The sequence below is a fragment of the Pseudooceanicola sediminis genome, assembly GCF_003575965.1.
GTDB lineage: Bacteria > Pseudomonadota > Alphaproteobacteria > Rhodobacterales > Rhodobacteraceae > Pseudooceanicola > Pseudooceanicola sediminis.
The window spans coordinates 85,719-110,873 of sequence record NZ_QWJJ01000004.1; the positions used below are offsets into that span (position 1 = coordinate 85,719).

At 65.7% G+C, this 25,155-nt stretch carries 18 protein-coding genes and 1 riboswitch; of the genes, 3 read left to right on the forward strand and 15 right to left on the reverse strand.

From position 1 onward, the window contains the following. Position 1: 1 nt before the first annotated feature. The 4 genes from DL237_RS05585 to DL237_RS20560 all read right to left on the reverse strand — a co-directional run bounded on the left by DL237_RS05585 (position 2) and on the right by DL237_RS20560 (position 5,418). Positions 2 to 1,669: a monovalent cation/H+ antiporter subunit D gene (locus DL237_RS05585; protein WP_119398061.1), complete on the reverse strand. Its 1,668-nt coding sequence runs from the start codon at positions 1,667 to 1,669 to the stop codon at positions 2 to 4. After that, on the reverse strand, positions 1,666 to 2,028 hold the full coding sequence (locus DL237_RS05590; protein WP_119398062.1) for a Na+/H+ antiporter subunit C: 363 nt from the start codon (positions 2,026 to 2,028) through the stop codon (positions 1,666 to 1,668). The genes DL237_RS05585 and DL237_RS05590 overlap by 4 nt, the downstream gene beginning before the upstream one ends. Before the next feature lies 1 nt (position 2,029). Further along, a complete protein-coding gene (locus tag DL237_RS05595) occupies positions 2,030 to 4,921 on the reverse strand; it encodes a monovalent cation/H+ antiporter subunit A (RefSeq protein ID WP_119398063.1) in 2,892 nt (963 codons plus the stop codon). A 353-nt stretch (positions 4,922 to 5,274) separates the two neighbouring features. Beyond that, positions 5,275 to 5,418 carry a hypothetical protein gene (locus DL237_RS20560; RefSeq protein WP_158585589.1) on the reverse strand — a complete coding sequence of 48 codons (144 nt, stop codon included), beginning with the start codon at positions 5,416 to 5,418 and terminating at the stop codon, positions 5,275 to 5,277. A 73-nt stretch (positions 5,419 to 5,491) separates the two neighbouring features. Beyond that, positions 5,492 to 5,714: riboswitch (cobalamin riboswitch) on the forward strand. A 128-nt stretch (positions 5,715 to 5,842) separates the two neighbouring features. Between DL237_RS20560 and DL237_RS05600 the strand changes: the two genes are divergently transcribed. Further along, the gene (locus tag DL237_RS05600) at positions 5,843 to 6,973 is read left to right on the forward strand and encodes a 5-methyltetrahydropteroyltriglutamate--homocysteine S-methyltransferase (protein WP_119398064.1); all 1,131 of its coding nucleotides are present in this window, start codon (positions 5,843 to 5,845) and stop codon (positions 6,971 to 6,973) included. Positions 6,974 to 7,163: 190 nt separating this feature from the next. Further along, positions 7,164 to 9,677 carry a cation:proton antiporter gene (locus DL237_RS05605; RefSeq protein WP_119398065.1) on the forward strand — a complete coding sequence of 838 codons (2,514 nt, stop codon included), beginning with the start codon at positions 7,164 to 7,166 and terminating at the stop codon, positions 9,675 to 9,677. Positions 9,678 to 10,001: 324 nt separating this feature from the next. On the opposite strand, the gene DL237_RS05610 is transcribed toward DL237_RS05605, so the two are convergent. The 7 genes from DL237_RS05610 to DL237_RS05640 all read right to left on the reverse strand — a co-directional run bounded on the left by DL237_RS05610 (position 10,002) and on the right by DL237_RS05640 (position 18,955). Beyond that, on the reverse strand, positions 10,002 to 12,296 hold the full coding sequence (locus tag DL237_RS05610) for an arginine/lysine/ornithine decarboxylase (RefSeq protein WP_119398066.1): 2,295 nt from the start codon (positions 12,294 to 12,296) through the stop codon (positions 10,002 to 10,004). A 242-nt stretch (positions 12,297 to 12,538) separates the two neighbouring features. Then, positions 12,539 to 13,834: a TRAP transporter large permease gene (locus DL237_RS05615; protein ID WP_119398067.1), complete on the reverse strand. Its 1,296-nt coding sequence runs from the start codon at positions 13,832 to 13,834 to the stop codon at positions 12,539 to 12,541. Then, positions 13,827 to 14,366, reverse strand: a complete 540-nt coding sequence (locus tag DL237_RS05620) for a TRAP transporter small permease (RefSeq protein WP_119398230.1) — start codon at positions 14,364 to 14,366, stop codon at positions 13,827 to 13,829. Before DL237_RS05620 ends, DL237_RS05615 begins: the two co-directional genes overlap by 8 nt. A 71-nt stretch (positions 14,367 to 14,437) precedes the next feature. After that, a complete protein-coding gene (locus DL237_RS05625) occupies positions 14,438 to 15,472 on the reverse strand; it encodes a TRAP transporter substrate-binding protein (protein ID WP_233544880.1) in 1,035 nt (344 codons plus the stop codon). 61 nt (positions 15,473 to 15,533) lie between these two features. Further along, positions 15,534 to 16,436 carry an SDR family NAD(P)-dependent oxidoreductase gene (locus DL237_RS05630; RefSeq protein ID WP_321185952.1) on the reverse strand — a complete coding sequence of 301 codons (903 nt, stop codon included), beginning with the start codon at positions 16,434 to 16,436 and terminating at the stop codon, positions 15,534 to 15,536. 3 nt (positions 16,437 to 16,439) lie between these two features. Next, positions 16,440 to 17,249 carry an enoyl-CoA hydratase/isomerase family protein gene (locus DL237_RS05635; RefSeq protein WP_119398068.1) on the reverse strand — a complete coding sequence of 270 codons (810 nt, stop codon included), beginning with the start codon at positions 17,247 to 17,249 and terminating at the stop codon, positions 16,440 to 16,442. Further along, a complete protein-coding gene (locus DL237_RS05640) occupies positions 17,246 to 18,955 on the reverse strand; it encodes an AMP-binding protein (protein ID WP_233544881.1) in 1,710 nt (569 codons plus the stop codon). Before DL237_RS05640 ends, DL237_RS05635 begins: the two co-directional genes overlap by 4 nt. Positions 18,956 to 19,117: 162 nt before the next feature. Here DL237_RS05640 and DL237_RS05645 point away from each other — a divergent pair, with 162 nt between their 5' ends. Then, positions 19,118 to 19,591, forward strand: coding sequence for a MarR family winged helix-turn-helix transcriptional regulator (locus tag DL237_RS05645; RefSeq protein ID WP_119398069.1), 474 nt, complete (start codon positions 19,118 to 19,120; stop codon positions 19,589 to 19,591). 386 nt (positions 19,592 to 19,977) lie between these two features. Here the strand turns inward: DL237_RS05645 and DL237_RS05650 are convergent, their stop codons facing one another. From DL237_RS05650 to DL237_RS05665, 4 genes are read right to left on the reverse strand one after another with little or no spacing between them, the layout of a single operon-like run. Then, positions 19,978 to 20,745: an HpcH/HpaI aldolase family protein gene (locus tag DL237_RS05650; protein WP_119398070.1), complete on the reverse strand. Its 768-nt coding sequence runs from the start codon at positions 20,743 to 20,745 to the stop codon at positions 19,978 to 19,980. Next, positions 20,745 to 22,292, reverse strand: coding sequence for a hydantoinase B/oxoprolinase family protein (locus DL237_RS05655; protein WP_119398071.1), 1,548 nt, complete (start codon positions 22,290 to 22,292; stop codon positions 20,745 to 20,747). Before DL237_RS05655 ends, DL237_RS05650 begins: the two co-directional genes overlap by 1 nt. Beyond that, on the reverse strand, positions 22,292 to 24,388 hold the full coding sequence (locus DL237_RS05660) for a hydantoinase/oxoprolinase family protein (RefSeq protein WP_119398072.1): 2,097 nt from the start codon (positions 24,386 to 24,388) through the stop codon (positions 22,292 to 22,294). Before DL237_RS05660 ends, DL237_RS05655 begins: the two co-directional genes overlap by 1 nt. After that, positions 24,385 to 25,155, reverse strand: coding sequence for an IclR family transcriptional regulator (locus DL237_RS05665; RefSeq protein WP_119398073.1), 771 nt, complete (start codon positions 25,153 to 25,155; stop codon positions 24,385 to 24,387). The genes DL237_RS05660 and DL237_RS05665 overlap by 4 nt, the downstream gene beginning before the upstream one ends.

Consider the following 25,155-nt stretch of genomic DNA (forward strand, 5'->3'; position numbering starts at 1 on the left):
CTCAGTGCTCCTCTTGTCCGACGGCCGCGGGTTCGGAATGCTCGTCCTCGGCTGCATCGTCTGCACCGTGGGCCGGTGCCTCGTCATGGTGACTTTCCTTTATCGCGCGCCCCGGCGTGTCGAGCACCAGCGAGATATAGGGCGCGGTATCGAACAGCTGGTCTGCCGTGGCCGACAGCTGGCGCTGGATCGGACCTGCAAACACGGTGATCGCGACCAGGCAGGCCAGCAACCCGCCAATCGCGACGACCGGCAGGACGGGGACGTCCTCGCTCGGATCGTGCCGCTCGTGTTCCGCCTGCGTGTCTTCGGGGTCGTCGGCGCAGTCGGGGTCGCCCTCGATCGCGTGGCTTTTCCAGAACAGCGTGCTGCCGGCCCGCGAAAACCCGACGACCGCAACCAGGCTGGAACCGAGGACGATGGCCCAGACCCACCAGACCAGCGAGGAGTCGAAGGTGGCTTGCAGGATCATCAACTTGCCGACAAAGCCCGACAGCGGTGGCAGGCCGGTCATGGCGATGGCCGCGGCAAAGAACATGCCCGCGATCAATGCCCCGCCCGCAATCGGCGGCGCGGCGGTCAGGGCCACGTCCTTGGAGGCCCGCCGGTCACGCACGATATCCACGATCAGGAACAGCGCCGCGGTGGCAAAGGTCGAATTCAGCGCATAGTACAGCGCCGCCGTAATCCCCGCCTGGGTGAACACGGCAACCGCCGCCATCAGCATCCCCATCGAGCCGATGACGGAAAACGCCACCAGCCGGTCAAGTTGACGCGACGCCAGAACGCCGATCATCCCAAGCGCCAGCGTCAGCAGCGCGGCGGGCAGCAACCAGGTGTCGAAAAGGCCCTGCGTGATCGTCAGGTCGGGCGGAAAGACCAGCGTGAAAAAGCGGATGATGGCATAGGCACCCACCTTGGTCATGATGGCAAACAGCGCCGCCACCGGCGCGGGCGCCGTGGCGTAGGCGGACGGCAGCCAGAAATGCAGCGGCAGGATTGCGGCCTTGATGGCAAAGACCATCAACAGCAGCACCGCCCCGACGCGCAGCCCGGCCGTGTGATCGGTGGGAAGGGCTGCAATCCTCTGGGCGAGGTCGGCCATGTTCAGCGTCCCCGTCTCGGCATAGATCGTGCCGAGCGCGAACAGGAACAGGGTCGAGCCGAGCAGGTTGAAAACCACGTACTGCACACCGACGCGAAACCGTTCGGTTCCCCCGGAATGGATCATCAACCCGTAAGATGCGATCAGCAGCACTTCGAAAAAGACGAACAGGTTGAAGGCGTCGCCGGTCAGGAACGCCCCCATGATGCCCATGACCTGGAATTGGTAGAGGGCATGAAAATGCCGCCCCCGCCTGTCCCAGCCCGATCCGATGGCATAAAGCAGCACCAGCACCGCCAGCACCGCCGTCAGCAGCACGAACAGGGTCGACAGGCGATCCGCCACCAGCACGATCCCAAAGGGCGCGGCCCAGTCGCCAAGCTGGTACAGCGTCATCGTGCCGTCCGATGCCCCCAGGTACAGCCCTGCCGCAATCCCCATCAGCGCGATCATCGAACCCAGCGAAAACACCTGTTTCAGCACGGGATGATGGCGCAGAACCAGCACGTTGAACGCCGCCATCATGGCCGGCAGGACGATTGGGGTAATGATCCAGTGGGTCATGCGCCACCCTCGCCTTTGTCATGCGCGGCCAGGCCTTCGGGCTGGTCGTCGACATGGTCATCATCAGAACTCAGATACGCGCCGAGGGCGATCATCACCACCACAGCCGTCATCCCGAAGGAGATCACGATCGCCGTCAGCACCAGCGCCTGCGGCAGCGGATCGGTGTAGGACAGCGCATCGTCGGACAGGATCGGCGGTCGGTTGACCACCAGACGCCCCGTCGCGAACAGGAACACGTTCACCGCATAGCTCAGCAGCGACGTCCCGATGATCACCGGAAAGGTGCGCAGACGCAGCACCAGGTAGACCCCGGCAACCGTCAGCACCCCGATCGAGCTTGCAACCAGAAACTCCATCTCAGGCCTCCTTGCCGTTGGTGTGGCCATCAATCGTGCCGCTGGTGTCGTCGCCCTCGTCGCGCGACGGGTCGATGTCCATCGCATGATCGCTGACCTTCGCACGCGCCGGACGGGCCAGCCGAGAGAAGCTTTCAAGCGACAGCATGACAGCGCCGACAACGGCAAGAAAGACGCCCAGGTCGAACCCCATCGCAGTCGCCAGCTCGAACTCCTCCATCGGGGGAATACGGAAATACCCGTAGGCCGAGGTCAGGAACGGCGCCCCCGCGAACCACGCCCCGATGCCGGTCAATCCGGCCACCAGAACGCCCGATCCGATGATGGTATGATACGGGTACCGCTGACGTTCATCCGCCCAGGCAAAACCCGACGCCATGTATTGCACGACAACGGCGATGGCCACGATCAGGCCGGCGATGAAACCGCCGCCGGGTTCGTTGTGGCCGCGCAGCAGGATATAGATCCCCACCATCAGTACCACCGGCAGCATGACGCGCGTTATCACGACCATGATCAGCGGGTGCGCATCACCGGCCAGCGGGAACTCGGCCTCGCGCTTGGCCAGGCGGCGCCGCACCGGGCCGGACAGCAGCGCCTCGGTGATCGCATAGATGATCAGCGCGGCGATCCCCAGCACGATGATTTCGCCAAAGGTGTCAAAGCCGCGGAAGTCGACCAGGATCACGTTGACGACATTGTTCCCGCCGCCGCCCTTGTAGGAATTGGCCAGATGGAATTCCGAGATCGAGGAGAACGGGAAGTCGCGGATCAGGATGCCGTAAACCAGGAGCGAGGTCGCAGCCCCGGCAGCCAGTGCGATGGCGCCATCCCGGATGCGGCGCGGCCAGCTGCTTTCGGCCGGCGTGTAGTCGGGCAGAAAGTTCAGTGCCAGCAGCATCAGGATGATCGTCACCACCTCGACCGACAATTGCGTCAGCGCCAGGTCAGGCGCGCTGAGGTAGTTGAAGCCGACCGAAACGACAAGGCCGATCACCCCCATCAGCACCAGCGCCAGCAGGCGGTTGCGATGGCAATAGACCAGGAACCCCGCCGCCGTGATCAGCAGCAGCCAACCGGCCACCGGCATCGGGCTCAGCGGGATCAGCTCATGCGTCGGGGCCGAGGTGCCCCCGCTGAACCAGGCGTGGCCGCCGACGATCACCGCCGTAATGGTCAGGATCGCCGCATAGCGGGTCAGCGCCCCGTCATGCAGGGTGTCCGTCATGGCACGGGCACCGCGCACGAGGCGCGCGATCAGCCCATCGAACATCACCTTCGCCTCGGGGCGCGGCGTGGCCTCCCACCCGCGGGCCAGGGGTCGCTGGAGCGCCAGCAGGATCAGGCCCCCGATCACGGCGATGGCCGACATGATCAGCGCCGGCGTCACCCCGTGCCACAGCTTGAGATGCGCATCCGGCAGCGCGGCGCTGCCCCCGAGGACCGCGGCCGTGACCAGGCGCACCAGGGGTTCGGCAAGGAAGGGCGCCACACCCACCGCAACGACAAGCACGGTCAGCAAGGCGGGTGGTCCCCACATGCCGACGCCCGGATCATGCGGGTGTTCGGGATAATCGTGGCGCTCGGGGCCGAGAAAGACGTGCGAGATGTAGCGAAAGGCGTAGGCCGCCGAAAACACTGCGGCAAAGGTGGCCAGCACCGGCATCACCCAGGGGCTGCCCCACAGCGTGGTATGCGCGGCCTGTTCCAGCATCATCTCTTTCGACAGAAAGCCGTTGAACAGCGGGATACCGGCCATCGACAAGGATGCGATAGTCGCAATGACAAAGGTCACCGGCATCAGTTTCCGCAACCCGCCAAGGCTGGGAATATCGCGGGTATGCGCACCGTGGTCGATGATGCCCGCGCTCATGAACAGGGCCGCCTTGAACGTCGCATGGTTGAAGATGTGGAACACTGCCGCCATCGCGGCATAGGGCGTCCCGATCCCCAGCAGCATGGTGATCAAGCCCAGGTGCGACACGGTCGAAAACGCCAGCAACGCCTTGAGGTCATTCTTGAACAGCGCGATCACGGCCCCCAGCACCATTGTGATCAGACCGGCCGACGTGACGATCCAGAACCATTCGGTGGTACCCGACAGCACCGGCCACATCCGCGCCATCAGAAAGATCCCGGCCTTTACCATGGTGGCCGAGTGCAGGTAGGCCGACACCGGCGTCGGCGCGGCCATCGCGTGCGGCAGCCAGAAATGGAACGGGAACTGTGCCGACTTGGTAAAGCAGCCCAGCAGGATCAGGATCAGCGCGGGCAGAGACAGCGGCGACGCCTGGATCGCTTCGCGGTTCTGCAAGATGGTGCTGAGGTCGTAGCTGCCGACGATATTGCCCAGCAGCAACATGCCCCCGATCATCGCCAGCCCGCCCATTCCGGTCACGGTCAGCGCCATGCGCGCGCCTTGGCGCCCCTCGGGCAGATGTTTCCAGAACCCGATCAGCAGAAAGGACGACAGCGAGGTCAGTTCCCAGAACACCAGCAACATCAGGATGTTGTCGCAAAGGACGATGCCGACCATCGCCCCCTGGAACATCAGCAGATAGCTGAAGAATTCACCCATGTTGTCATCGCGCGACAGGTAGGACCCGGCGTAGGTGATGATCAACAGACCGATGCCGAGGATCAGGCAGGCAAAGAACATGCCCAACCCGTCCAGGAACAGGTTCACGTTCAGCCCCAGCGACGGCAACCAGCCGACCCGGGCCGAGACGATCTCTCCGTTCAGCACCGCAGGCAGATGCGTCAGCAGACCGATCAGCGCGGTCGCCGTGACAAGAAAGGTGATCAACGTGCAGGTGCGGCGGCCCGCCTGAACCATCAGGCCGGGCAGCAACGCCCCGAGAAACGGTAAAGCGACGATCAGAAATAGGGACATCAGTCTCTGGCCATTATCCTCTCTCTCGACGCCGCCGGTGCTGCCTTCGAGACATGCGCCGCACCCCGGTTCCGGGGACGACGCTCGGTTTACACTATGTTAGGGCTCTTGGATAAAGCCCCGTGCCGCAGTGGCAAGTCGAGAATGTCATGCGGGGTGTCTTGATCGCGTCGCGCGGCCCTCACGCAACTGTGCGGAATGTTGTGCGGTTGCGGCGGCGACCAGCCCCTGAATCCGCCCCTTTGTCACCTTGAAAACAAGCCTCTACCCTGCCCCGCAGCAGGTCCTGTTCGGGCCGCGCCTGCCGGAATATCCGCGGTTGGGAATTGCCCTTCCCATCGTTCAAATTCTTGTCAGAACGAATTGGCCAGGGCGCTCTTGCGAATTGCATGGGCGATCCCCATGGCACGGCCACCCTGACACCGCGCCACCCGCAACCCCGACTGCGACGCCAACAGCGGACAGGCCCGTTCCATGATGCCATTCGCCGGGCGCAATATCGGCTCCTCCTCACTATCTAGATGAATGGAATGATGGTCCGGTTTGATTGACAGGCGCCATGACCTCTCTCATTATCTGTCCGGTCAAGGTGCCGCAGCATCGTCCCGACTGGGCAGAGGTTGCGGATAATAGGGAATTCGGTGCGCGGCCTGTTGCATGGTCCAAATCCGATGCTGCCCCCGCAACTGTAGGCGAACTGCCGGCCCGATATGCCACTGGTACGATGCACCGGGAAGGCCGGGACCGGCGCATGTTGGCAAGCCAGGAAACCTGCCTCGACCAATCACCTGTTCCGGCCGCGGGGAGCGCGCCGGGGGCGGCTTTTCCGCAGAGGTGACATTGCAGCCCCGCAGGCGCGTTGCGTGCGGCGCATTCACGTTGTCCGGTGCGGCCCCGAGCCGCCCAGAAAGGCATGTCACGATGACACAGACCACCACCACATCCGCCCGCCGTCGCGCGCCGCATCGCGCAGATCACGTCGGCTCGCTCCTGCGGCCCGCGATCGTGCAGAAGGCACGCGCTGACGGCATCACCGGCGAAGAACTCGCGCGGATCGAGGACATGGCCGTGCGCGATGTCGTCGCCCTGCAACGCGACGCCGGCATCAAGGTGCTGACCGACGGCGAGGTCCGCCGCGCTTTCTGGCACTATGACTTCATGGGAATGCTGGACGGCCTCGAGATGAAGGCCTCGACCCGCAGCCTGCCGTTCAAGACCGAACACAAGACAACGCCGATCGAATCGCATCTGACCGGCCCGCTGGACTTTTCGGCAGATCACCCGATGCTGGGGCACTTCACCTTCCTGCGCGATCTCGCAAGCCATGGCGAGATACCCAAGATCTCGATCCCCGGGCCCTCGGCGGTGCATTTCCGTACCGAACCCGAAAACATCGAATACGCCCCCTACAAGGACCCCGAGCGTCTGTTCGACGACATCGCGCGCACCTACAAGAAGGCGGTGCAGGCGTTCTACGACGCGGGCTGCCGCTATCTGCAACTTGACGACATCTTCTTTGCCTACCTTGGCGATCCCAAACAGCGCGAAGCGCGCCGCGCCATGGGTCAGGACCCTGACGAGCTGGTGCGCAAATACGCCTGGATGCTGGAAGAGGCGATCAAGGATCGCCCCGATGATCTGGTGATCGGGATGCACATGTGCCGCGGCAACTTCCGCTCGGCCCACGTCGCCGAAGGCGGGTATGATTTTGCGGCCGACGCGATCTTCAACCAGACGTCGGTCGATGTCTATTTCATGGAATATGATACCGAGCGCGCAGGCGGGCTTGAACCGCTGCGACTGCTGCCCAAGGGCGACAAGCGCATCATGGCGGGGTTCATCACCACAAAGACGGGCGAATTGGAAAGCCCCGACACCCTGAAGGCCCAGTTCGACGCCGCCAGCAAATATGTCGACCTCGATCAGCTGGGCATCGCGCCGCAATGCGGCTTTGCCTCGACCGAACATGGCAACGCGATCACCGAAGACGATGAAAAGCGCAAGCTGGAGCTGGTTGTCGCCACCGCCGAGGCGATCTGGGGCGAAAGCTGATCGCGCAATGCTGACACAGGCCTGACGCGGGCCTGTCGCGGGCCCCTGCAAACGGGGCCCGCGACAGTTGCCGCCCCGGCGACCGGTTGCCCTGATGGCAAGGCAGGACGTTGGCCGATTTTCGCGCTTCGCGGCAACCTTCTGCGACCCGGCCAATTCCCCCCTGCAAACTTCTCGGCTATTCAGGCGCATGGACATTATTCTGATCACCGCGGTTATCGCGTCTCTCTTCCTTGTCATCGGGACGGCCGAGCCGCTGGCGGCGCGCCTGCGCCTGCCCTACAGCGTTATCCTTGCTGTTCTTGGCATCCTGATCGGCGCCGGCGCGATCTTTCTGCTGCGCACCGACCTGACGGATGCGCTCAACCCCGTGGCCGAGGCGATCATCGGGTTGCCGATCCGCTCGAACGTGTTCCTCTACGTTTTCCTGCCGACCCTGCTGTTCCAGGCGACACTTGGCATGAACCTGCGCCGGATGCTCGACGACTGGGTGCCGATCCTGGTGTTGGCTGTGGTGGCGGTCGTCGTGGCCACGCTGACGGTGGGCTATGCGCTGGCCTTTGCATCGAGCCTGCCTCTCGCCGCCTGCCTGCTGATCGGCGCCATCGTCTCGACCACCGACCCCTCTGCCGTGGTCTCCATCTTCCGCTCCATCTCGGCGCCGCGCCGCCTCGCGCGGATCATCGAAGGCGAAAGCCTGCTGAACGACGCCGCCGCCATCGCGCTGTTCGGCCTGTTCATGGGCTTTGTCATGCTGGGCGTGCCCGACCCGCGCCTGTCGGACGCCCTCGGCAAATTTCCGATGCTGATCGCGGGCGGTGCCGCTGCCGGCTGGATCACCGCCCGCCTGGCGCTGCGCCTCATGGGCATGTTCGCCCATCACGAACGCGCCCAGATCTCGATCTCGGTCGCGCTGCCGTACCTTGCCTATATCGGCGCGGAACAGACCATCGGCGCCTCGGGTGTGATCGCCGTCGTCACCGCGGGCCTGACGATGAACCTTGTCGGCCCGGGTCGTCTGCTGCCGCAGGCCTGGACGAACCTCAGCGAAGTCTGGGATCTGCTGGCGCATTGGGCGGGGGCGCTGATCTTTATCCTCGCCGCGCTGCTGATCCCGCGCCTGCTGGAAGAGGTCCGCCTGTCGGATATCGCGCTGGTCGGCGTGGTGATCGTGGCCGCCGTCGCCTCTCGGGCCGTGATCCTGTTCGTGCTGATGCCGTTGCTGACGCTGCTCCGGGCTTCGCCCGATATCCAACGCCCCTATCGCGTTGCGATCCTGTGGGGCGGGCTGCGCGGCGCCGTCACGCTGGCGCTTGCGCTGGCCGTCACCGAAAGCTTTCGCGTCCCGGTCGAGGTCAAGCGCGTGGTGGGTATCCTTGCGACCGGCTTCACGCTGTTCACGCTGATGGTACAGGGGACCACGCTGCGCGCGGTGATCGGTCGCCTCGGGCTCGACCGGCTGTCACCGCTGGACGAGGCTCTGTCGCGCCAGGTCGTCGCCGTCGCGCTGCAAACGGTGCGCGAGGACGTTGCGCGCACCTCCGAAAATTATGAACTGACCCGCGACATCGTGCGCTCGGAGGCAAAGATGTTCGGCGAACGCCTGGACCAGGCCGTCGAAACGGCCGAGTCGCGGGCCGATATCCTGGATCGCGACCGGATCACCCTCGGGCTGATCGCATTGGCCGGGCACGAACGCGATACGATCCTGGCGCGGATGCGCGAACGCACCATCGCCGCGCGCATGGCCGAACGGGTGCTGTCGGATGCGGATCAGCTGATCGAGGGCACGCGTTCCGGCGGGCGCAGCGGCTATCAGCGGGCCGCCCGGCGCAGCGTCGCCTATGGCCGCGCCTTTCAGGCCGGAGTGGCCCTGCAACGCCGTCTCAACCTGTCTGGCCCCCTGGCACGCATGACCGCCGACCGGTTCGAACTGCTGTTGTCGCAAAAGCTGATCCTGCGGGATCTCGGGGCCTTTATCGACGGCCGCATCCGCCGCATTCACGGGCGCCGCGTCGCGGACCTTCTGCACGAACTGCTGTCACGGCGCGTCGAAACCGTCGAAACCGCGCTGGACGGTCTGCGCCTGCAATATCCCGGCTACGCCGAGGAACTGGAACGCCGCTTTATCCGCCGCACGGCCCTGCGGCTGGAAGAACGCGAATACATCGCCATGCGCGGCGACGGCCTGATCGGGGCCGAGGTCTATACCTCGCTGATGCAGGATCTCGGCCTGCGCCGCGCAGCAGCCGAGGACCGCCCCGCCCTGGATATCGCGCTGCAACGTGCCGAACTGGTCCGCCAGTTCCCCCTGTTCGTCGATTTCGAGGAACCCGCATTGAAGCGGCTGGGCCGCGCGCTGCAAACCCAGTACATCAATCCCGGCAAGACGATCGTGCACAAGGACGCCACGACGCAAAGTGTCCATTTCATCGCCTCCGGCGCGGTCGAAGTGCTGAGCGCCGGTCAAAGCTGGCGCCTGGGCCGGGGCGAGATGTTCGGCCAGATGGCCATCCTGACACGCAAGACCCGCCGCACCGAAGTGCGGGCCATCGCCCCCACAACCCTGCTGGTGCTGGACGAGGTACGGTTCCGCCGCCTGCTTGCGCGCAGCCCTGCGCTACAGGCCGCCGTGCGCGCCAGCGCGGAAAAGCGCGGGATAGAGCCCGATCTTCTGCTCGCCCCCCCGCCAAAGGGGGACTGACAGGTCGGTCGGATCGTCCCCTTGTGCCGCGTCCGCCCACCTCGGCGGCCGCAGGGGGAAACGACCTAGCCCGACGCATCCTGCGCCGGGAAATCGCGCGGGCCGATCAGGTGCATGTGTGGGCGGGCGACAAAGCCTTCGGCCTGCCCGCCGCCCGTGCGTCACCGAACCCCGTGCGTCACAGAACGGCGGCGGCGCGGCCAGGCCGCTCTCGCCCCCGCTCCGCCGGGATTGCCCCTATCCTGTCGCCGCAGATAGATAGCGGCGCGCCCTTGCCCCCGCCGCTATCTGCGGCGCGCGCTTGCCCCGTCGCGGCGCGACCTGTCAGATCGCGACGCAATCGGCAAAGTACTGCATGTCGCCATCCGGTCCGACCTCATGCACCAACCCGTGGATATCGGTCTCGAAACCGGGGCATTCCTGCGCAAATTCGCGGTTGAACCGCAGGTATTCGACGATCCGCGCATTGAACACCTCGCCCGGGATCAACAGCGGGATTCCCGGCGGATACGGCGTGACAAGGCTGGTCGTGATCCGTCCTTCCAACGCGTCGATCGGCACCCGCTGGGTCTTGCGCCGCGCGATATGGGCAAAGGCGTCCGACGGCGTCATCGCCGGGTGGTGGTCCGTCAGGTAGATTTCCGTCGACAGCCGCGCCACGTCGTATTTCGCATACAGCGCATGAACGTGCTGGCTCAGGTCCTTCAGGCCCATCCCCTCATAGCGTGGATGCTTGGCACAGAACTCCGGCATCACCCGCCACAGCGGCTGGTTGCGGTCATAATCGTCCTTGAACTGCTGCATCGCGGCCAGCAGCGTGTTCCAGCGGCCCTTGGTGATGCCGATGGTGAACAGGATGAAGAAACTGTAAAGCCCGGTCTTTTCAACGACCACGCCATGTTCCGTCAGGTATTTCGACACGATCGAGGCCGGGATGCCGGTGTCGTCGAACCGCCCCTCCAGATCCAGACCGGGCGTGATGATCGTCGCCTTGATGGGGTCCAGCATGTTGAACCCCGGCGCCATATCGCCAAAGCCGTGCCAGCTTTCCCCGCCACCCGAGATCACGCCATCGGCGTTGGTCTTTTGCAGAACCCAGTCGCTGGCCTCGCCCATGCCGTCCTCGGTATGGTCGAAATCCTCGGGGCCCCAGACCCGGAACCACCAGTCGTCGGCGCCGTATTCCTCGTCGACCTTGCCCATGGCGCGGCGGAAATCCAGCGCCTCGACAATGCTTTCCTCGACCAGGGCGGTGCCGCCCGGCGGCTCCATCATCGCGGCGGCGACATCGCAGCTGGCGATGATCGAATACTGCGGGCTGGTCGAGGTGTGCATCAGATAGCTCTCGTTGAACAGCGCGCGGTCCAGCTGCACCTCCTCGCTGTCCTGCACCAGCACGTGACTGGCCTGGCTGATGCCCGCCAGCAGCTTGTGCACCGATTGCGTCGCGTAGGTGACAGAGGTCCGGGTGCGGCCACGTTTCAGGCCCATGGCATGGAACTGGCCATAGAACGGGTGAAACGCGGCATGGGGCAGCCAGGCTTCGTCGAAATGCAGGTTGTCGATCCAGCCGTCCAGCATCCCCTTGATGACTTCGGTGTTGTACAGCACCCCGTCGTAGGTCGATTGCGTCAGCGTCATGATGCGCGGGCGCACCTCGTCCGCGTCGTAATCCTTCAGCAGCGGGTTGGCGCGGATCTTGGCGCGGATCGCCTCCGGCTCGAACTCCGATCGCTGGATCGGCCCGATGATGCCCCACTGGTTGCGCGTCGGGCGCAGGAACACCGGGATCGCGCCGGTCATGATGATCGCGTGCAGGATCGACTTGTGGCAATTGCGGTCCACCACCACGACATCGCCGGGGGCGACGGTGTGATGCCAGACCATCTTGTTGCTGGTGCTGGTGCCGTTGGTGACAAAGAAACAGTGATCCGCGTTGAAGATACGCGCGGCATTGCGCTCCGACGCGCCGATCGCGCCGTTATGGTCCAGCAGCTGCCCCAGTTCCTCGACCGCGTTGCAGACGTCGGCGCGCAGCATGTTTTCGCCGTAGAACTGGTGATACATCTGCCCGATGGGCGATTTCAGAAAGGCCACGCCCCCCGAATGCCCCGGGCAATGCCATGAATAGGACCCGTCCTCGGCATATTCCAGCAGTTGCTTGAAGAACGGCGGCTTGATCCCCTCAAGGTACACCTTCGCCTCGCGGATGATGTGCTTGGCGACGAATTCGGGCGTATCCTCGAACATGTGGATAAAGCCGTGCAGCTCGCGCAGGATACCGTTGGGCAGGTGGCGCGATGTCTTGGTCTCGCCATGCAGAAAGATCGGCACATCGGCGTTTTTCCAGCGCACTTCCTCGATGAAGGTGCGCAGCTTTTCGACCGCCGGGTCCAGCTCCGGTCCGGGCGTGAATTCCTCGTCGTCGATGGACAGAACAAAGGCCGACGCCCGGCTCTGCTGCTGCGCGAATTGCGACAGGTCGCCATAGCTGGTGACGCCAAGCACTTCCAGGCCCTCGGCCTCGATCGCGTCGGCCAGCGCCCGGATACCAAGCCCCGAGGTGTTCTCGGAGCGGAAGTCTTCGTCGATGATGACGATGGGGAAACGGAATTTCATCGAGCGTCCTTTGCGAGCCGCGTCATGGTTGCCCGTTCTGTCAGCCCAATGCCCGCCCCGTCAAGCGCATCCCGCGTTTGCCCCCCTGATCGGCGGGGCTTGTCGTCGCGCCACACCACCCGACCGTGGGGAACGCGCGGCGGGCGCACGTTTCAGGCGCCTCTGCCCCCTCACGCGTCCCCGTCACACCGCGCGCCCGGCCCCCATTGCGCCATCAGCAGCAACGCGCGTCCGGCGCCCCCTCAGCCCATCGTGCGCGGCAGCCACAACACCAGCGCCGGCAGCGCCACGATGATTCCCAGCCGCAGGATATCCACCACCACAAAGGGCATCACCCCACGGAAAATCGTCATCAGCGAGGTATCCCGCGCGATGGCGTTGATGACAAAGACGTTCATCCCGATGGGGGGCGTGATCAGCCCCAGCTCCACCGTCATGACCACGACGATCCCGAACCAGATCGGGTCGAACCCCAGTTGCACGATCACCGGATAGACGATGGGCACCAGCAGGATGATCATCGCCATCGCATCCAGGATGCAGCCCATGATCAGAAAGAACAGCAGGATCAGCGCCAGCGTCGGATAGGCGCCGATGTCCAGCCCCGCCAGCCATGCGGTGATCTTCTGCGGCGTCTGCGTGATCGCCAGGAAATACCCGAACAGCATCGCCCCCATCAGGATCGTGTAGATCGAAACAGAGGTGCGCAGCGCCTCGATCAGGCAGGCGCGCATGTCGCGAAAATTCAGCCGCCCCCGCAAGATGCCGATCAACGCGGTCAGGACGGCCCCCGCAGACGCGGCCTCGGTCGGGGTGACGATGCCGCCGTAGATGCCGCCGATGATCGCCACGAACAGCAACACGACCGCCCAGATGCCCCGCAGGCTGCGCAGCCGATCGCCCAGCGACACCCGCACCCCGCGCGGCAATTCGCGCCCAAAGGCCACCTGTACGGTGCCCATGTACATCAGCACCGCCAGCAGCCCCGGAATGATCCCGGCGATGAACAGCGCGCCCACGTTCTGCTCGGTGATAAAGGCATAGACCGCCAGAACGACCGACGGCGGGATCAGGATGCCCAGCGTCCCGCCCCCCGCCACGACGCCGGTGGCCAGCCGGTCGGAATAGCCCGCGCGCCGCATCTCCGGCAGGGCGACCTTGCTCATCGTGGCCGCCGTCGCCACGGACGACCCCGAAATCGCCGCGAACCCCGCGCAGGCCGAAATCGTCGCCAGCGCCAGCCCGCCCCGTCGGTGCCCCAGCCACGCCTGCCCGGCGCGGAACAGTTCCGATGATATCCCGGTGCGCGTCGCGAACACCCCCATCAGCACGAACATCGGGATCAGCGAGGTATTGTAATCGGTGATCGTGCGCAGCGGCGCGATGGCCAGCTGGTTCAGCGCCGGTTTCCACCCGGTGATCGCGGCGAACCCGCCAAGGCCCACCACCCCCATGGCCACGCCCACCGGCACCCGCAGGGCCATCAGGCCGAACAGCGCCAGAAATCCGGCGATGGCAACGATATCCGCTTCACTCATGGGGAAAGGCTCCGCTCTCCAGGGGGTCGTCAAGGCGCTCGAACGGGTCCAGCCGCTGGCCAAGGCACAGCAGGATCAGCCCCGCGAACGTGGTCAGCACAGAGGCGGCAAAGCCCAGCCAGATGGCAAAGATGAACGGCCAGACCGCCAGCCGCAGATCGAACGTCGCCTCGCCCGATTGCAAGGCGCTGTCGAAACGCGAATGGATCTTCCAGGCCAGCAGCACCGAAAACCCCAGCAACACCAGCTGCGCCACGATCTCGATGACCTGGCGCGGGCGCGCAGGCAGCGCCTCGGCCAGAATGTCGACGCAGATGTGCCCGCCGCGCAGCCCCAGCACGGCAAAGCCCCAGGCAATCGCCAACCCCAGCAACAGCCGCGACACGTCAAAGGCATCGGGGATCGGCGTGGCAAAAAAGTATCGCCCCAGGGCCGAGACAAAGACCGTCACCGTGACCACGGCAAGGCACAGGGCGGCCAGCGTCTCGACAAGGCTGGCGGCGCGATCAAAGGAACGGCGAAATCCGGTCATGGCGGTCATTCAGGGGGCGGCGCATTCGTGCAAACACGGCCGCGCGCGCCCCCTCCTTTCTGCTGACTTGCTTATTGCCCGAGGGCGTTGGCGGCGGACATTTCCGTCTCAAAGCGGTCATAGATCGCCTGATCGTCGTATCCGGCCTGTTTCGCCTCGGCGTGCCATTCCTCCAGCAGCGGCGCGGTGGCCTCTTTCCAGGCGGTCATCTCGGCCTCGCTCGGCACATGCACATGATGATCCTGCGATGCGATGGCCCGGTCGCGCCCCGAGGCTTCCTTCTCGGCCCATCCGGCGGCGATCTTCCCCGCCCACTCGCTTGTGCAATGCGCGTCCATCACCGCCTTTTCCTCGGCGGACATCCCGTCATAGCTGTCCTTGTTCATCGCCATGACGAAGGTCGTGGAATACAGCGGCATGTCGAGGTGATAGGTCGTCTCCTCGTCGATCCCGAACAGAAAGATGCTGTCCCAGGGAAAGGTGATCCCCTCGGCCGCGCCGCGCGCAATCACCTCGCGCGCCTCCGGGGCGGGCACCTGGACGCTGGCCGCGCCCAGCAGGTTCAGCATCCGCCCCATCGTGGCATTGCCCGGGCGGATGGTCTTGCCCGCCAGGTCGCCCGGCACCAGGATTTCGCTGACCGTATGCAGCGTTCCCGGATCTTGCAGGAAGGCCATGCAATAATGGATATCGGGCATCTCGGTCGCCGCGTATTCGCGATACCAGCGATCAAAGGCAACCGACCCCTCGACGGCGTTGGACACATGGAACGGCTGCTCGCCCAGCGAAATCACCGGAAAGCGCCCCGGCTGATAGCCCGGATTGACAAAGCTCAGGTCGGCAATGCCGTCGCGTGCGATGTCATAGTGATCCAGCGCCGACCCCAGCTGCTGCGCCGGAAAGATCGTGCTGGTGATGCTGCCGCCCGACGCCTCGGTGATCGCGGCCAGCCATGGCTCGAAACCCGTGGTCTGCAAGGAATGCTGCGCGGGCAGCCAGGTCGACAGCCGCAGGGTCGTGTCGGCCTGCGCCGTGCTTGCCAAAAGGCCGATCGCGGATGCGACGCCCATCATGCAGGTGCCCATCATGCAGGTAATCGTCTTCATGTCGTTTTCCTCCCTGAAAGTCCGCCGCCTCCCGCGTCGGAACAAGTGTGATCGCCGGGCCCTACTCGGGCATCTGAACTCCGACGCTTTGCAGATGATCGCGGGCCAGGTCGTCCCAGCCCCGCGCGATGTCGTCCGCGCTCCAGCCGCCCGTGTTCAGGGCGACCGAAACTTCCTGCGGATGCGCCCAGATCGACAGGCGGTCGCCGCCGATCCCGATGCACTGGCCGCTGATCCCCGCCGCCGCGTCCGACGCCAGATAGCTGAACAGCCCCGCCACGTCCCCGGCCAGCCCCAGCCCCGCATCGGCGCGCAAGGCGTCGGGCAGCGCCTCGCCCCGCTCGGCGGCCGCGACGTGCTCGGCCATGCCGGGGATGGTGGCGACCATGCGCGTCAACGCCACCGGCACCACCGCGTTGACGGTCACGCCCGCCCGCGCCAGCTCCATCGACCACGTGCGCGCCATGGCGGCAACGCCCGCCTTGGCGGCGGCATAGGCGGTCTGGCCGAAATTGCCCCGCTGCCCGGCGGGCGAGGCGACAAGGATGATGCGCCCGCCCTGCCCGGCGTCGCGAAAATGCCGTGCCGCCGCGCGCCCGCAGGTAAAGGCGCCCCGCAGATGGGTCGCGACGACCAGGTCGAAATCCGCGTCGCTCGCCTTCCACAGCACAGCGTCGCGCAACACGCCCGCATTGGCGCACAGGATGTCGAACCGCCCGAACGCGCTCAGCGCGCGGGCGATACAGGCCTCCGCCGCCTCGGCGCTGCCGATCGCGGCCACCTCGGCCACGGCGCGGCCCCCGGCGGCGCGGATCTCATCCACCACGGCCTCGGCCACGTCTCCCTCGATGTCGTTCACCACCACCGCGGCCCCGCGCCGCGCCATGTCCAGCGCAATCGCCCGCCCGATACCGCGCCCCGCACCGGTGACCACCGCCCCCTTGTCCTGCAACGTCACGGCCATGCCTCAGTGCCCCCGAAACCGCGCCGGGCGCTTTTCCATGAAGGCGCGCGGCCCCTCGCGGGCATCCTCGGTCGCCATCACCGCCTCTTTCGCGGCATCCTCCAGCGCATAGCCCTCGACCAGCGTGCGCCCCGACGACGCCAGCACCGTCTGCTTCACCTGTTGCACCGCGAACGGCCCGTTGGCGGCAATCTTGCGCGCCAGCGTCCAGGCCGTCTCCATCAGCGCCTCGGCAGGCACCACGCGGTTGACCAATCCAGCCTCGCGCGCCGTCTCGGCGTCCATCGCGTCGCCCACCAGCAGCATCTCCATCGCCATGCAATAGGTGATCTGGCGCGGCAGCCGCACGATGGACCCGGCAAAGGGGATCAACCCGCGCTTGACCTCTGGCAAGGCGAATGTCGCCTGTTCGGCGGCAATGCGAATGTCGGTCGCCAGCACCGTCTCCAGCCCGCCAGCCATGCAGGCGCCGTTGATCGCGGCGATGATCGGCTTGTTCAGCTCCCAGTCGCGCAGGGCAGACCGCGACATCACCTCGGGTTCGCGCAGCAGGCGATGGTCCCACTCGGTTTCCGGCGCGCGCGCCCCCGTCATCAGCGGCAGCGTCAGCGCCAGGTCCCCGCCGGAACAGAACGCCCGGTCTCCCGCCCCGGTCAGGATCGCCACGCGCAGGCCGGGATCACCGGCAAAATCGGTAAAGGCATCGGCCAACCGGCACGCGACCTCCGGTGAAATCGCATTGCGCGCCTCGGGGCGGTTGATCGTGATCACGGCGATCTCGCCATGTTTTTCGTACAGCAGCGGCAAGGTCATGCGCGGCTCCCCTCCCTCATTTCAGCCACCCGTGCGGCAGCGGCGTCGCGCAGCGCGACCTTGCGGATCTTGCCATTCGCGGTCATCGGAAAGCTGTCGACGACCTCGACATGGCGGGGCAGCTTGTGACGCGCCAGACGGGTCCGTACGTAATCGCGCACCGCTTCGGGCTGCAACGCGGCCCCCTCTCGCAGCAGCACGAAGGCATAGATTTCCTCGCCCAGATCGGCGTCGGGCACACCGACAACCTGCGCCTGCGCGATATCGGGATGGCCCAGCAGACAATCCTCTATTTCAACGGGATAGACGTTTTCGCCCCCCCGGATCAGCATGTCCTTCAACCGCCCGACAATGCGCAGATGGCCCGTCTCCTCCAGCACCGCCAGATCGCCCGACAGCAACCACCCATCCGCGTCCAGCGCCTCCGCCGTCTTGTCGGGCATGTCGAAATACCCCACCGTCACCAGGTAGCCGCGAATGCACAGCTCTCCCGCCTCGCCAAAGGCACAGAGCGCCCGGCTCTCCGGGTCGACGATGCGGATTTCGGTATGCGGCAGCGCCCGCCCCGCCGTGGTGATCCGCGTCTCGAAATCATCCGCCGGATCGGTCTGGGTGATCACGGGGCTGCACTCGGTCATCCCCATGACGATCATCGGCTCGGCCCCGGTCAGATCGCGCAACCGCCGCATCAGGCTGGGCGGGATCGAGGTGCCCCCGGTATTGGCCAGCCGCAGCGAACCTGTCTCGAAGTCGCCAAAGCGCGGATGATCCAACATGCGCGCATACATCGTCGGCACGCCGTTGATCACCGTCGCCGCATGGGCCTGCCACAGCGCCAGCATCCGCTCCGGCTCGAACGCATCCATGGTGACAAGACAGCCCCCCACCACCAGCATCCCCATCAGGTTGCAAACACACCCCGCCGTATGGAACAGCGGCATGGCCGACAGCATCACGTCATCGGCGCGAAACCCGGCGCGCCGGCCCATCAGCCAGGCGTTGTTCAGGGTCGAGCGGTGCGTCAGCATCGCCCCCTTGGGCCGCCCCGTCGTCCCCGAGGTATACTGGATCTGCACCACGTCGCCGGGGCGCACCCCGGCCCGCCGCGCCGCCAGATCCTGTCCCGCCCCCAATGCCACGACGTCATCGAATGACGCCGCGAACCGGGCATCCCCCGCCCCGATCAGCGCCAGATGCGTCAACGCGGGCAGGACCTCGCCAGACCGCACGCCGCCCCGAACATCCGCAAGGTCCGGCATCAGCCGCACCAGCGCGGCGGCAATATCATACCGGCGATAACCGGCGGCAAACATCAGGTGGCTGATCTTGCCCTGGCCCAGGATATAGCCGATCTCGTCTTCCTGCAGGCTGGGGTTCACCGTGACCAGCACCGCCCCGATGCTGGCCAGCGCATATTCCAGCAGCACCCACTCGACACAGTTCGGCGCCATCACCGCGACATGGCTGCCCGGCCGCACGCCCCAACCCATCAGGCCGCGTGCCAGCGCATCCGACGCCGCCTTCAGCTCGCCATAGCTCAGCCGGTCGACCCGGCCGCGCGCCGCGTCCTCCACCACGATCGCCGGACGCGCCCCGTGCTCGGCGGCCTGGCGCTCCAGCATCTCGGCGATCGTCAGCTCCAGCAGCGGCACGTCGCCCGCGCCCGCAATCCAGTAAGCACCCCGTGCCTCTGCCACCTGTGTCACCGTGGAATTCCCCCCTCCTGTGGTCCGAATGATCGCCTTCGTGCAGCCGCGCTCTTGTGCAAAGCGTCTCCCTCGGCCACATTGAACGAAAGCGAATAGGTTCCATCCGAACTGTTCGATGCCGAACATGTTTGGAGCGGGCGAGTCTGTCAAGAGGAATACATGAGCGATCGCCAGAAGAGTGCAGCCGGGGCCAACCCCGACGGGTTGATTCCGGACAGCCTGCGTGACGATATCGGGTTCAAGTTGCGCCTGGCCCAGATCCTGGCCTATCGCGCGTTCGAAGAGCGCGTGACAGGCTATGGTGCCGCGCCGCGCTATCTTGGTCTGCTGGCCATCATTCGCGCCACGCCGGGCCAGCCGCAAAGCCGCCTGGCCGAGGCCGTGGCCCTGCAACGCTCCAGCCTCGTGGCCATACTGGACCGTCTGGAAACCGATGGCCTGCTGGAACGGCGCGCCTCTGCCTCGGACCGCCGCGCAAAGGGGGTCTGGCTGACCGCGCAGGGAGAGGCCGTGACCGAGGAATTGCGCCTGCTGGCCCAGCAAAGCGAAGACCGCGCCACCGCCGGTCTGGATGCAGACAGCCGGGCGGCGCTGCTCAAATCACTCGATTGCATCATCGACAACCTGCGCTGACACGCCGCGCCGATTTCGAGACCCGGATGCGAGTGCGGGTTGCGAGGACCAAGTGCGAGGGCCAAATGCGAGGGCCAAATGCGAGGACCGGTTGCGCGATCACACAAGGACGCGCCGACTGCGCGCCCAAGACTCGCGCGCCTGAAACCCCGTGCCGATCGTGCGCCCAAAGCGGCGCACGCTGCGTTAATCCGGGCGCAGCCCGCGCAGTTGCACCGTTCAGATACCGCCCGGATACCGACGCAGGCACCGACGTGCCAAATCGCGCCTTTTCTCAATTAATCTCGGAAAACAGCGCGTAAACCATGCAGGCTCACCGACGCACCCACCGACGCGCCCACTGACGGCCTCACTTCCTGTTAACCTCTTTGCCGGCGCGGGGCGCATCAGGCCGCGCCCCGCATCTCGGCCAGCGCCCGTTTCGCGCCCTGCAGCACATAGCCCTGATCGGTGCCCAGCACGAACAACGTCGCGCCCTGCGCCGCCCATTCGGCACCGCGTCCCGGCTGGCCCAGAAACAGCCCCGCCGCCTTTTGCGCGCCCTGTGCCGCCGTCATGACATCGCGCGACAGCCGCTCTACCTCGGGGGCATCCGGGGTCGTCAGCCCCAGCGACACCGCCAGGTCGACCGGCCCCACCAGCAGGCCATCGACACCCGGCACAGAGGCAATCTCGGCAGCGCGTGCAGCGGCCCCCTCGTCCTCGATCTGGCAAATCAGAACCGTCTCCTCTCCCGCGCGCGACAGGTGCCCGGCGATCCCCCGGCTGCCATAGTCCGCCCCGGCGGCCGAGGGGGTGAATCCCCGCCCACCCGGTCCGTAACGCATTCTCTTCGCTAGGTTTTCCGCCGCTTCTGCATCGGGCACCTGGGGTGCCACGATGCCCGCCGCACCCGCGTCCAGCGCCGTCGCGATCCAGTGGCCCGCCAGCTCCGGCACCCGTACCAGCAGCGGCAATTGCGCGGCCCGCGCGGCGATCATCATCGCCGCAATCGTGCCCCGGTCAAAGGCCCCGTGCTCGGCATCCAGGATGGCGAAATCCAACCCCGAATGCCCCAGCACTTCGATCATTGCCGGATCGGCAGACTTGACGAACGTCCCCGCCAGACCCTGCCGCCCCCGCAACCGCGCCGCAAAGGTCGCGCGATAGGCCATCACACCGCCCCGTAGCCGCCGCCGCCCGGCGTGATCATGAAAACCTCGTCGTCCGGCTGCATCTCGCGCTTGCGGGTGTCCGCGATGGCTTCGCCGTTGATCTGGAACACGCCCGCAGCGCCATCACCGCCCCCCAGCAGACCCTCGGGCCCCGACACCAGCCGCGACGGAATGGTGTTCAGCAACCACGTCCGCCCGGTGCGCATGTGATATCCGATGCGCTGCCCGTCCCCGCCCGGATACTTGCCCGCGCCGCCCGTGCCATGCTCCAACTCCTTGCAAGTAAAGGCAATTGGATAGGTCGCCTCCAGCACTTCGACCGGCACCGCAGACACGCCAGTGGGATAGCACACCGCCGAAATGCCCGGCTTGGTCGCCCGCGCGCCCATCCCGCCCGAGTAGTTGAACATGGACGAGGTGAAAGGCACCCCGGCCCGGTCCTTGCCCGAAATCTGGATGGTCCAGACCGCGCCCGACCCTTCGGCCACGACACGGTCGGGAATGACCTGCGCCAGTGCCTTCAGGATCGGGAACGGCACGTACATGCCCACCACGTGACGCGCATTCACCGGTGACGGATACTTGGCATTGACCACGCATTCGTCCGGCAGCTTCAGCCGGATCGGCGCGAGCGAGCCTGCGTTGTTCGGCAGATCCGGGTTCAGAGACGAGCGCACGGCGAAGGTCGCATAGGCATGGGTATAGGCCGGAACCACGTTGATCCCCATGGACGACGGCGGCGAGGAGCCTTCGAAATCAATCACGATCTCGCCCTTTTCGGCGTCGACAGTGACGGCGGTTTTCAGGTCGATCACCTGCCCGCCGGGCACGTCAAAGCGCGACGCGCCGTGATAGGTGCCGCCCGGCAGCTTGCGAATGGCATCGCGCGTCGCGGTCTCGGATCGGGTGATAATCTCTTGTGAAAGCTCGGAAATATCGTCCAGCCCATAGCGGTCGCACAGCGCGTTCAGGCGGTCCGACGCGATGATGCCCGATGACACCTGCGCCCCCAGATCGCCCATCAGCGCGTCCGGCGTGCGCACGTTGCGGCGGATGATCTGGAACAGCGTCTCGTTCGGCTTGCCCGCCTCGTACAGCTTCATCGTCGGGATCCACAGACCCTCCTCGTGGATGTCGCGCGCGCCCGACCCGATGCCGTAGCCCCCGATGTCGGAGTGGTGAATGGTCGATCCGGCATAGCCGATGATCCGCTCACCGCGAAAGATCGGGGACAGGATGGTGATGTCGAAAAAGTGCCCCGCCGACATCCAGGGATCGTTGGTGATCAGCACGTCGCCCGGTTGCAGGCTGTCGGCATCGCAATTGTCCAGCAGGTTGCGCGCCGCCGCGGCAAGCGAGTTGATGTGACCCGGCGTGCCCGTCACCGCCTGCGCCACCATGCGCGCCTGTTCATCGAACAGACCGTTGGCCAGGTCGCCCGCCTCGCGCACGATGGGGCTGAAGGCGATGCGTTGCAGGGCGCGCGCCTGTTCGCTGACGATCCCGATCAGGTTGCTCCAGAGGATTTGCAGTTCGACGCCGTCCATTAGTTTGCTTCCTTTTCAGCTGCGACTTTTCCCGCGAATTTTTCGGCAACCAGGCTGCCGCTTTCGTGGCGGCTAACCTCCCAGCCTGACAGGACAAAAATCGTGGTTTCGCGTTCTTCGATGATCACCGGGCCCGCGATGCGGTCGGTGTCGGTGATGCTGGCGCGCTGCCAGACCGGCACATCCTGCGCCGTGCCACGGATCTGCACGGGCCGGGTTTCGGACCTGCGCGCGGAACCGTCGGGCGCCCGGACCGCCGCCCGCTCGGGCTGGCGCCCCGCAGCCGTCACCAGCCAGTTGACGATCTCCACCTTCATGCCGTCCAGCTTGAGACCATACTGGCGGTGATATTCTTCCTCGAACAGCGCCAGGATGTCGCCTGTGCTGCGCGTCTTGCGCGGGTCGAAATCCAGCTCGATCCGCACCTCGGATTGCTGCCCGAGATAGCGCATTTCCGCCGCGAAGGAGAAGGTGAACTCCGCCTCGCGAATGCCGGCCTCGCCCAGGGCCGTGGCCCCTTCGCTCACCATCGCCCCCAGCACCTCGTCGACCGCGCACCACTCCAGCGCGTCCAGCGTGGTGACATGGCTGCGCACCAGGTCGATCTGCACCGGCGTCACCAGCGTGCCAAAGGCCGACAGGACAGACGCCAGCGGCGGATAGATCACCTTGGTGCTCTCCGTCAGCTCCGCGACCATGCACGCGTGCACCGGCCCGGCACCACCAAAGGCCAGCAGGGGCAAGCCGCGATAATCGATACCGCGCTCTGTCGCATGGGTGCGCGTCGCGGCCGCCATCTGTTCGCAGACCACCTCAAAAACGCCCCAGGCTGCCTGATTCCGTGGCAAATTCAACGCCTTGCCCAGGGTATCAAAGGCCGACTGCGCGCCCGTCAGATCCAGATCCATATCGCCGCCCAGGAACCGGTCGGCATCCAGAATGCCCAGCACCAGGTCGGCGTCGGTGACACAAGGGTCGGTGCCGCCGCGCCCGTAACACACCGGCCCCGGCATGGAGCCCGCGGATTCCGGCCCGATCTTCAGCAGCCCCAGATCGTCGACCGACGCGATCGAACCACCGCCGGCGCCGATCTCGATCATGTCGATCGACGGCACGGTGATCGGCATCCCCGACCCCGGCTTGAAGCGATACCGGCGGTCGACCTCGAAGGTGCCCGTCACCAGCGGTTCATGGTTCTGCACCATGCAGGCCTTGGCGGTGGTGCCGCCCATATCGAAAGAAATCAGATCGGGAATGTCGAAAATCCGGCTGAAATAACACGCCACCAGCGCGCCCGCCGCCGGGCCGCTCTCGATCATGCGCACGGGCATGGTGCTGGCGCGCTCGGCCCCGATGACACCGCCGTTCGACAGCATGATCAGGGGTTGCTGGCGAAATCCGCGCGCCTTCAGTTCGGCAATCAGCGCCGTCAGGTAGGGCCGCGTGATCGGCACGGTATAGGCGTTGATCGCCACGGTCGAGGCGCGCAGGTATTCCCGCATCTGCGGCGCGATGACGCTTGAGAGTGAGACATAGATCTCCGGCGCTTCCTCGGCAAAGATGCGGGCGACCTCCTGTTCATTCGCGCCGTTGCGATAGGAATTCAGAAAACACACCGCGACCGAGACGATCCCCTTTTCACGGCACTGCGCGATCACCGCGCGCACCTCGTCGCCCGACACAGGCAGACCGACGCTGCCATCTGCGTAGGTGCGTTCCTTCAGGGTAAAGGTCCGCTCGGCCGGGATCAGCGGTTCGGCGAATTCGATCTGCGGGTCGTACATGTCATAGCGGTGCTCTTCGCGGATATACAGGATATCGCGGAACCCCTCGGTCAGCAGCAACGCGACGGGCGGGCCCTTCCGCTCGATCAGGGCGTTGGTCACGACCGTCGTCGCATGCACGACCACGTCGTCGATGTCCTGTGCGCGGATACCGGCGCGTGCGCTGACCAGATCGACGCCGCGAAAGAACCCCTCCAGCAGATCGTTGTGCGTTGTCAGCGTCTTGTCGACATAGCTGGTGCCATCCGAGGCCAGCAGGACAGCGTCGGTAAAGGTGCCGCCAATGTCGATGGCAAGTGAATATCGGGTCATATCGGGTACTCCATGCAGCCAAGCTCGGCCGAGATTTCGCGGGCCGCGCCAGTGGCGGCGACCACAAAGGCCTCCGCCGGTTCGGGTTTGATGTCCTGGACCGATCCGACGATGGTGATCGTCGCGATGAACCGGCCCTCGATGTCGAAGATCGGCGCGGCGACGGCATTCACCCCGCGCAGCGTTTCCTCGGGCGCCACCGCCCAGCCGAGACGGCGGGCCGCGGCGATTTCCTCGGCCAGGCGCGCCGGGTCATAGCGCTTGCCCGACGCATCCTCGCCCGGGTCCGCCTGCGCGCCGTAGCTGCCCCAGGCCAGCGCCACCTTGCCCTGCGCGGATGTCTGCAAGGGCAACAGCGCACCGGGCCGCGTCACGATCTGCACCGGCGTTTCGACCCGCACGATGTCGATCACCCGCATCCCCGCCTCCTCGGGCAGCGACAGCGTCACGGTCTGGCTGATCCGGTCGCGCAGCGCCGCCATCACGGGCCGCGCGACCGAGGTCAGCTGCGTGCCGTCCGCGATCGCCTGACCGATGTGAAACAGCTTCAGCGTCAGCCGATAGCGTTCGGTCACCGGGTCCTGGCGCACGTATCCAAGGCTGACCAGCGTCTGAAGATAGCGATAGACCCGCGCCCGCGGCATCCCCAGCGTCACCGCCAGATCCGTCACCCGGCTGGGCTGGGAATGGGCCGCCATCTCCTCCAGTATCGAAAACGCCGCGACCGTCGATTGGTTGGTGGTGTTGGAGTTGGTCATGTCAGTCAT